This is a genomic window from Pseudomonas sp. P5_A2_2 (genome assembly GCF_054177685.1).
In genome coordinates, this window is record NZ_JBGCUL010000130.1 from 1 (window position 1) to 8,576 (window position 8,576).

Consider the following 8,576-nt stretch of genomic DNA (forward strand, 5'->3'; position numbering starts at 1 on the left):
TTGTCAGGCAGTCATCGCGAGCAAGCTCGCTCCCACAGGGGGCAAAGTGAGCTTGAGTCTTGTGTTTGTCAGCTGCTTTCCATTGACGAGACCTTTGCTATGGAACACCAACCTCTGACTCATCCGGTGAGTGCCGCCCCCGTGCGCGCCGCTCGGGGTGTTTCGCCAACGACGCGGGCCTGGTTTTTCCTCTCGCCGTCGATGCTGTTTCTTGGCGTACTGATTGCCGCGAGCCTGCTGGTACTGCGCATGAGCGTGGGCACCAAAGGCGCGGAATGGTCCGGGTTCAGCCTGGCCAGTTACGCCCAGTTGCTGGAACCCTATTACCTCAAATCGCTGATGCTGACCCTGCGCCTGGCGCTGATCAGCGCGGTGATCGCAGTGATCCTGGCGATACCGGTGGCCTACACCATGTCGCGCCTGACCTCGCCGTTCGTGCGCCGGATCTTCCTTGCGGCAGTGTTGCTGCCCTTGCTGGTCAACCTGTTGCTGCAAAGCTACGGCTGGCTGGTGATCCTCGGTCCCGGTGGCATGCTCAACCAGACCCTGATGGGCCTGGGCCTGATCAAGCGCCCGATCATGCTGCTGTACAACCAGAACGGCGTGTTGATGGGCCTGGTGCAAACTGCCTTCCCGCTGGCCGTATTGCCGATTGCCAGCGCCATGCGCGGCGTCGCCCGCAGTTACGAAGAAGCCGCCGCGACCCTCGGCGCCAGTCGCTTCCAGGTGTTCCGCCAGGTGGTATTGCCGATGAGTCTGCCGGGGATCATTACCGGTGCGACCCTGGTGTTTGCCTACAACGCCAGCAGTTTCGTGGTGCCGTTGCTGCTCGGTGGCCGGCGCGTGCCGATGCTGGCGGTGATGGTGCATGACCAGATCGCCCCGCTGATGAACTGGCCCGCCGCGTCCGCCGCCGGTGTGGTGCTGATCGTCACCACCCTCGCGATCATGACCCTGTCCGAATACATCACTGGCCGCCGTCGCCGCATGCTGGAGGCTTCGCAATGAGTACCCTGACCAAGAAGCGCCAGTCGCTGTTGCCGGGTGATACCGGCAAGTTTGCCGGCATCCTCTCGGGCTTCATCCTGCTGTTGGCGGTGTTGCCGATCCTGACCATGATCGTGATGTCGTTCAGCGGCGCGTCGAACCTCGACTTCCCGCCGAGCAGCTACAGCCTGCAATGGTACAAGGCCGCCTGGCACACCTTTGTGTCGCCGGACGCCAGCGATGTGTTGAGCCTGGGCAAAGCCATGACCACCAGCCTGATGGTGTCCTGCCTGACCATGGTCTTCGCGACCATCATCGCGGTGCCAGCGGCCTACGCGCTGACCCGTTGCGAGTTCCGTGGCAAGGCCGTGGCGCTGCAATTGATGTCGTTGCCACTGGTGTTCCCGATGGTGGTGTTGGGTCTGGCGTTGCTGCTGGTGTTTGACAGCCTGCCGTTCCAGATGACCACCTCGCGCCTGGTGATTGCMCACGTGATCCTCGCATTGCCGTTCGTGGTGAAAAACTGCACGGCGGCCATGCTCTCCATCGGCAGCGAAGTCGAAGAGGCCGCGCAAATGCTCGGCGCGTCGCCGCTGCGGGCAATTGTCGATGTGGTGGTGCCGTTGATGAAGTCGGGGATCCTGGCGGGCATGCTGCTGGCGTTCATCGTCTCGTTCAACGAATTCACCGTGACCTACTTCCTCTACACCATCGATGTGATGACCGTGCCGATCTGGATGTACAGCCGCACCGTGTCTTCGCTCGACCCGACCGTATTTTCGTTTGCCGTGCTGATCGTGTTGATCGACTTCGTCCTGATCTGGGCGCTCGAAAAACTGGTTGGTGAAGGTGGCGTTTCGTTCTGATTTCTTGAGGTGATTCACATGTCTGGTCTGATTCTGGAAAACGTCGAGAAACATTACGGCTCGGCCTGCGCGGTAACCGATGTGAACCTGCATTTGCCCGAGGGCAAACTGGTGTGTTTCCTCGGCCCTTCGGGCTGCGGCAAAACCACCTTGCTGCGCATGATTGCCGGCCTTGAAACCCTGACCGGCGGCGAGATCCGCCTGGACGGTGAAGACATCGGCAACACCCCGGCGCACCTGCGCAATTTCGGCATGGTGTTCCAGTCCCTGGCGTTGTTCCCGCACATGACCGTGGGCGAGAACATCGCCTATCCGCTGAAACTGCGCGGGGTCAGCAAGGCTGACCAGCAGGCACGGGTGGTGGAGTTGCTGGAACTGATCCAGCTGCAAGCGATGATCAATCGTCCGGTGGCCAAGCTGTCCGGCGGCCAACGCCAGCGCGTGGCGATTGCCCGGGCGATTGCCTCGCACCCGAAAATCCTCCTGCTCGACGAACCGTTGTCAGCGCTGGACGCCAAGCTACGCGAGTCGATGCAGGTGGAAATCCGTCAACTGCAACAACGCCTGAACATCACCACCATCATGGTGACCCATGACCAGCGCGAGGCCATGACCATGGCCGATATCGTGGTCGTATTGGGTGAGCACAAGGTGCAGCAGGTGGGCACGCCGATCGAGATCTACCGCCACCCGGCCAACGAGTTCGTCGCGGACTTCATCGGCTCGGGCAACATCTTCCCGGCCACGGTGCTGGGTAACGGCAAGGTCAGCTTGCCGGGCGGCGATGCGCTGCAAGTGCCGATCTGCAGCAGCATTGTGGCCGGTGAGAAGGTGAAGATGCTGATTCGCCCGGAAGACCTGCAACTGTCGGCTCCGCAGGCGACCGCAGGCAACCGCTTGCTGGGCAAGGTGACCTTCGTGCGCGATATCGGTGCGACCATCGAGACCACGGTGGAGTGTTCCGGGGTGTCGTTTACCGCACTGAGCACGCCGTGCCAGGGCTTTGGCCTGAGCGTTGGGCATCCRGTGTCGGTGACCTTGCCGGTGGAGGCTTGCCGGGTACTTGGCGCCTGATCCGGGTTTGATGTTGGCCTGATGACCGGCCCCATCGCGAGCAAGCTCGCTCCCACAGGTATCGGCGTACACCGTCCAATGTGGGAGCGAGCTTGCTCGCGATGGGGCCGGCACAACCAACAAAAACTCTGGATCAGACCGATAACCGCAACCGCGCCAGATCCCTTAACGGCGGCGCCCCGAACAACCGGCTGTACTCCCGGCTGAACTGTGAAGGGCTTTCATACCCGACCCGATACCCCGCCGCCGAAGCTTCCAGCCCTTCGGCCAGCATCAATCGCCGGGCTTCCTGAAGGCGCAACTGCTTCTGATACTGCAACGGACTCATCGCCGTCATCGCCTTGAAGCGGTGATGCAGCGTCGACACGCTCAGGTTCACTTCCTTGGCCAGATCATCAATGCGCAACGGCTGTTCAAAGTTGCCGTTGAGCCATTTGATCGCCTGGCTGATGCGATGGCTCTGACTGTTGGCGATGGCGATTTCATACAGTCGATGCCCCTGCTTGCTGCGCAACAATCGGTAGAGTATTTCCCGACGAATCAGCGGCGCCAGCATGGCGATGTCTTTCGGCGTGTCCAGCAACCGCGCCAGGCGCAGCACCGCGTCGAGCATCGCGGTGTCGATTTTTTCGACATACAGCCCGCGTCCGGTCGGCCGGGTAGGCACGCCGAGGGGGCCAGCGTCGGCGATCAGTGCGGTGATTTCCGTCGGGTCGATGTCCAGGCGCAAGGCCAGGATCGGTTCCTCGGCCGAGACATCCACCACTCGTCCACTCAGCGGCATCGAGACCGAGACCACCAGGTAATTCAGTGGGTCGTAGTTGAAGTATTCGTTGGCCAGCTGAACTTCCTTGCGCCCCTGGGCCATGATGCACAGCGCCGGTTGCGCGAGTACCGGAGCGAACTCGTGGGACTGGCTGTGGCGGGACATGAACAGCGAGCCGATGGCCGTGGCATAACTGCCATCTTCGGCGGTGTTGCGGCGGATGATGGCCGCCAGTTCCGCGCGCTGCTTTTCCATGTCGGTGTCCAGCGGGGCTTGAAAGTGATCGAGTGACGACATGCGCGGCATCCTCGGCAAGGCATGGAGGGAATGGGGCAGAGCATAAGTTTGTGCAAGCGGTAGCGGTAGACACATCCTGCCGGATGCTTGCCTGATTCTGCCCGGGGTCCACCGGCGGTGTAGCTACTAGAGCCATGTGCCTGAAGAACTTGCTTGAAACTCGTATGGCAGAACCGTGACAGGGTTTTACCGTTTGTTACGGGCGGTCCATGCAGTTTCGCAGGATTGTGCAACGCGCCGGCAGGAATCGACTAACGAGACAGGCGTCGCCGCCCTTAACCTTTGATCCTGTCGCAGCCCGTCCCCCGGCTGCCACGCGACTCCCCGGGAGGGTTGAACATGTCCAAGCAGATCCCCGTCAGTCATATGGCCTTCGTTCGAGCGCGCACCGGGCGCTCGGCGGAACTCGGTGTGCGTCTCAGTGCCCTGATCGAACCGTCCCGCGCAGCGCCTGGCTGCCTTAGCTTTGCCTTGCAGCATTCGCAGTGCGATCCGCAGCTGTGGCTGGTCTCCGGTTTCTGGAGCAATCAGCAGGCCATGACTGCGTACTTCAGCACGCCGGCAATGGAGATTTTTGCCGAGCTGGTACAGGAGCTGGTGGTCAACAGCCTGGATTTCCACACCTTCAAGGATGTCACGGCGGCGCAGGCCTTGCGCCAGTCCGAAGCGGCGGTACACAAACTGGCCGGTTGAGGGTTTAATGATGGCATTCTCAACCAGCCAGGATTCGCGACATGGCACGTAAAGCCTTTGATCACTTCGAAGCTGTTTCCGCTGTAGTACCGGGCGAGGGTGGTTATCACGCCGCTATCGCCGTCAAAGCGCTGGGTGGTGCCGGCGCCCCGCGTTTTCACAAAGTGCTGGAAGGCCAGGTCTTCAAGACCGCTCACGAGGCCGATGATGCGGCCGCCAAGGAACTGACTCACCTCAAGGACGTCAAGGAAAACACCGACCTGCTCTGGTGATTCTCACCGCCCCGGGCGGTACATCTTGAATAACGCCTCGGGCCCCAGCTGGAAATAATCCGCTGGCCCGCCGCCGCGCAGAATCGGTTCTGCCGCGGCGGTGTCGTATATCCCATCCTTCAACAGCCATTTGGCGATATGCACGGCGACCACTTCGCCGAGGATCAGCCAGCTGGGCACTACATTGCCGTCCGCCCGTTGCAACTGAATGATCTGCGTGACCTTGCACTCGAAGGACACCGGGCTCTCGGCCACCCGTGGCACCTGGATGACCTTCGAGGCAACGGTCGTCAGCCCGGCCAGTTCGAATTCATTAACATCAGGCCCGACCATCGCACAGCTCTGGTTCATCTGCTCGGCCAACGGCCGCGTGGCCAGGTTCCAGGCGAATTCGCCGGTTTGTTCGATGTTGTTCAGGCTGTCTTTGCGCCCGACGCTGGAAAACCCGATGATCGGCGGAATGTAGTTGAAAGCGTTGAAAAAGCTGTAGGGCGCCAGGTTCAGGTGGCCCTCGGCATTCTGTGAAGAGATCCAGCCGATGGGGCGCGGGCCGACGATGGCGTTGAACGGATCGTGGGGCAGGCCGTGGCCGTTGGCGGGTTCGTAGAAGTGGATGTCGTCGGGCATGGAGTAATTCCAGGGCGTAGTTCGGGTGGCGTTCATAGTGCAAGGATGAACCGCTGAATTCCAGTCGACTCTACCCTCTGTAGGAGCGAGCTTGCTCGCGATGGTGTATCAGAAAGTTGGTGTCGACTGACACTCCATCGCGAGCAGGCTCGCTCCCACAAGGGGTTATGTTGATTCAATAAAAAAGGGGCAGACCCCGGTGAGATCTGCCCCTTTTCCTTGAGGCTTGATTTAGTCCGTGACAATCCGCGAATGCTTGCGGGTGTCTTTCATGGTGACGTACACCAGCAACGACACGGCAATGCACGCGGTCACGTACCAGTAGTAACCCGTCTCCATGCCGATGCTCTTGAACCACAGCGCGATGTATTCAGCGGTGCCGCCGAAGATCGAAACGGTCAGTGCGTACGGCAGGCCCACGCCCAGCGCGCGGATTTCGGTCGGGAACAGTTCGGCTTTCACCACGGCGTTGATCGAGGTGTAGCCGCTGACGATGATCAGCGCCGCCATGATCAGGAAGAACGCGCCCCACCAGGTCTGGATGGTGTGCAGGGTGGTGAGGATCGGCACGGTGAACAGGGTTCCCAGGATGCCGAAGGCAATCAGGATTGGCCGGCGACCGATTTTATCCGACAGCCCGCCGATGATCGGTTGCAGGCACATGAACAGGAACAGCGTGGCGGCGGAAATGGTGGTGGAGTCGGAAATGCTCATGCCGACGGTGTTCACCAGGTATTTCTGCATGTACGTGGTGTAGGTGTAGAACGCCAGGGTGCCGCCCATGGTCAGGCCGACCACGGTCATCAGTTCCTTGGGGTGACGCATCAAGGTGCGCATCGCGCTTTCCTTGGCTTTTTCTTTCTTGGTGAAGGACTCGGTTTCTTCCATGCCACGACGCAGATAGAGCGCAACCACGGCACACAGCGCGCCGATGGCGAACGGGATGCGCCAGCCCCAGGCGTAGAGCTCTTCGGTGGTCAGCAGTTGTTGCAGCACGATCAACACCGCCAGGGCGATGAGCTGGCCGGAAATCAGGGTCACGTACTGGAAGCTGGAGTAGAAGCCACGACGTTCCTTGGTCGCCATCTCGCTGAGGTAGGTGGCGGAGGTACCGTATTCGCCACCCACCGACAGGCCTTGCAGCAAACGCGCGAACACCAGCAGGATCGGCGCGCCGATGCCGATGACTTCATAGCTCGGGCTCAGGGCGATCAGCAGCGAGCCGAAGCACATCAGGTACACCGAGGCCATCAGGGCCTTTTTGCGCCCGACCTTGTCGGCATACAGACCCATCAGCCAGCCTCCGATCGGACGCATCAGGAAGCCCACGGCGAAGATCGCGGCGGTGTTGAGCAGTTGGGCGGTGGTGTCGCCTTTGGGGAAGAAGGTCTTGGCGAAGTACAGGGAGAATGCGGCGTAGACGTACCAGTCGTACCACTCGACCATGTTGCCGACTGAACCGCTGAAGATCGATTTGATGCGACTGGCGGTGGTTCTTTCCTTGGTCGGTGCGGCAGCCGACCCAAGCGGCAGGGAGTTGGAGTTATCCATTGAAGGATCCTTCATTTAATTGTTTTTGTGGAGCGCGAATAAACGCAGCCTGCAGGGGCTATAGCAGGAGCTGTGCCAAGGGGGAGAGGGCCGGTTTAGAAGGGTGGTGGTGTTTTGGTGAGCGGAAATCCGCTTATAAAAGTTTGGTGATGAGCGGAAAATTGCTTGTCGGCTTGTGTATTTGTTTTGCCTTTGCCGGCCTCATCGTCGGAACGCCGCCCGGAGCAAGCTCGCTCCCACAGTGGATCTGTGTACGCCGAACATTGTGGGAGCGAGCTTGCTCGCGATGGGGGCAGGGCAGGCACTGCAAAAACTCAGCTGTCCTGCAAAAACATCTCCCGGCTCAACCCATGCCGCTGCATCTTTTCATTGAAGGTCCGGCGCGGCAGTTGCAGTTCTTCGAGTACCGCTTTCACATCGCCCTTGTGTCGGGTCAACGCGGCACGCAGGCATTGCGCTTCGAACGCTTCCTGCTGCGCTGCCAGTGACTGGCCGGGCTCGATGCCCAAGGGCTCCGGCTCACCCAACCCCAATACCTGACGCTCGGCGACGTTCGCCAGTTCGCGCACATTGCCTGGCCAATCGTGGCTCAGCAGGTGACTCAACTGTGCGCCGCTCAACGGTGGAAATTTACGTCCCAGCCGTTCGGCGGCGTTTTGGGCAAAGGATTCGAACAGCAGCGGAATGTCTTCACGGCGTTCGCGCAAGGGCGGCAGGCGTAGTTCTGCGACGTTCAAACGATAGGCCAGGTCTTCGCGAAAACGCCCGGCCCGAGCCTCGTCGAGCAGGTCCGGTTTGGTCGCGGCGATGATGCGCAAATCCACGCGGATACTCTGGTTCGAGCCCAGTCGTTCAAGCTTTTGCTCCTGCAACACCCGCAGCAGTTTCACCTGCTGGGCCAGGGGCATGCTTTCGATTTCATCGAGAAACAACGTGCCGCCGTCGGCGTATTCGAGCTTGCCGATACGCTTGCCAGACGCCCCGGTGAACGCGCCGCTCTCGTGACCGAACAGCTCGGCCTCGAACAATTGCTCGGGGATAGCCGCGCAGTTGAGCGCCACAAAGGGCTTGTCGGCCCGCGGCCCGAAGTCGTGCAGGCAGCGGGCGACCAGTTCCTTGCCGCTGCCGGTTTCACCGCGGATCAAAACGTTGACCGGCAGCGCCGCCAGATCGAGAACCTGCCGACGCAGGTTTTGCAGGCCCCGGGACACGCCGAGCAACGTGGCATCCAGCTTGGCACGGTTGTCCGCCTGTTCGTGCAGCGCGCGGTTTTCCAGCACCAGCCGACGCTTGTCGAGGGCGCGGCGCAGGCTGCCGAGCAGGGTTTCCGGGCTGAAGGGTTTCTCCAGGAAATCGTAGGCGCCGTCGCGCATGGCTTCGACGGCCATCGGCACATCGCCGTGGCCGGTCAGCAGGATCACCGGCAAATCGGCATCCCGGCGT

At 60.9% G+C, this 8,576-nt stretch carries 9 protein-coding genes; 5 read left to right on the forward strand and 4 right to left on the reverse strand.

The genetic code is table 11. The annotated features are described in order from the left end of the window. Window positions 1-99: 99 nt before the first annotated feature. The 3 genes from ACXRVY_RS11175 to ACXRVY_RS11185 are packed head-to-tail and all read left to right on the forward strand — an operon-like array spanning window position 100 to window position 2,927. Window positions 100-1,008, forward strand: a complete 909-nt coding sequence (locus tag ACXRVY_RS11175) for an ABC transporter permease (RefSeq protein WP_223460035.1) — start codon at window positions 100-102, stop codon at window positions 1,006-1,008. Continuing rightward, window positions 1,005-1,853, forward strand: coding sequence for an ABC transporter permease (locus ACXRVY_RS11180; protein WP_223460037.1), 849 nt, complete (start codon window positions 1,005-1,007; stop codon window positions 1,851-1,853). The genes ACXRVY_RS11175 and ACXRVY_RS11180 overlap by 4 nt, the downstream gene beginning before the upstream one ends. Window positions 1,854-1,871: 18 nt before the next feature. After that, complete coding sequence (locus tag ACXRVY_RS11185) at window positions 1,872-2,927, forward strand: ABC transporter ATP-binding protein (protein ID WP_150757246.1); 1,056 nt, start codon at window positions 1,872-1,874, stop codon at window positions 2,925-2,927. A 133-nt stretch (window positions 2,928-3,060) separates the two neighbouring features. Here ACXRVY_RS11185 and ACXRVY_RS11190 read toward each other — a convergent pair whose 3' ends face one another. Next, window positions 3,061-3,990, reverse strand: a complete 930-nt coding sequence (locus ACXRVY_RS11190; protein WP_223460039.1) for an AraC family transcriptional regulator — start codon at window positions 3,988-3,990, stop codon at window positions 3,061-3,063. Window positions 3,991-4,329: 339 nt separating this feature from the next. On the opposite strand from ACXRVY_RS11190, the gene ACXRVY_RS11195 reads away from it, so the two are divergent. Then, a complete protein-coding gene (locus ACXRVY_RS11195; RefSeq protein ID WP_223460041.1) occupies window positions 4,330-4,683 on the forward strand; it encodes a putative quinol monooxygenase in 354 nt (117 codons plus the stop codon). A gap of 41 nt (window positions 4,684-4,724) precedes the next feature. Further along, the gene (locus ACXRVY_RS11200) at window positions 4,725-4,955 is read left to right on the forward strand and encodes a hypothetical protein (RefSeq protein ID WP_223460043.1); all 231 of its coding nucleotides are present in this window, start codon (window positions 4,725-4,727) and stop codon (window positions 4,953-4,955) included. A 3-nt stretch (window positions 4,956-4,958) separates the two neighbouring features. Here ACXRVY_RS11200 and ACXRVY_RS11205 read toward each other — a convergent pair whose 3' ends face one another. The 3 genes from ACXRVY_RS11205 to ACXRVY_RS11215 form a co-directional block, all read right to left on the reverse strand. Next, on the reverse strand, window positions 4,959-5,582 hold the full coding sequence (locus ACXRVY_RS11205; RefSeq protein ID WP_223460045.1) for a flavin reductase family protein: 624 nt from the start codon (window positions 5,580-5,582) through the stop codon (window positions 4,959-4,961). A 231-nt stretch (window positions 5,583-5,813) separates the two neighbouring features. Continuing rightward, entirely contained in the window at window positions 5,814-7,133 is a 1,320-nt protein-coding gene (locus ACXRVY_RS11210; protein ID WP_223460047.1) for an MFS transporter, read from the reverse strand. Window positions 7,134-7,447: 314 nt separating this feature from the next. Further along, on the reverse strand, window positions 7,448-8,576 hold a 1,129-nt coding region (locus ACXRVY_RS11215; RefSeq protein WP_458237403.1), incomplete at its 5' end, for a sigma-54-dependent transcriptional regulator.

Coding starts and splice junctions, on each gene's coding strand:
- ACXRVY_RS11175 (WP_223460035.1), top strand. CDS start 100: ATGGAACACCAACCTCTGACTCATCCGGTGAGTGCCGCCCCCGTGCGC.
- ACXRVY_RS11190 (WP_223460039.1), bottom strand. CDS start 3,990: ATGTCGTCACTCGATCACTTTCAAGCCCCGCTGGACACCGACATGGAA.
- ACXRVY_RS11195 (WP_223460041.1), top strand. CDS start 4,330: ATGTCCAAGCAGATCCCCGTCAGTCATATGGCCTTCGTTCGAGCGCGC.
- ACXRVY_RS11200 (WP_223460043.1), top strand. CDS start 4,725: ATGGCACGTAAAGCCTTTGATCACTTCGAAGCTGTTTCCGCTGTAGTA.
- ACXRVY_RS11205 (WP_223460045.1), bottom strand. CDS start 5,582: ATGCCCGACGACATCCACTTCTACGAACCCGCCAACGGCCACGGCCTG.
- ACXRVY_RS11210 (WP_223460047.1), bottom strand. CDS start 7,133: ATGGATAACTCCAACTCCCTGCCGCTTGGGTCGGCTGCCGCACCGACC.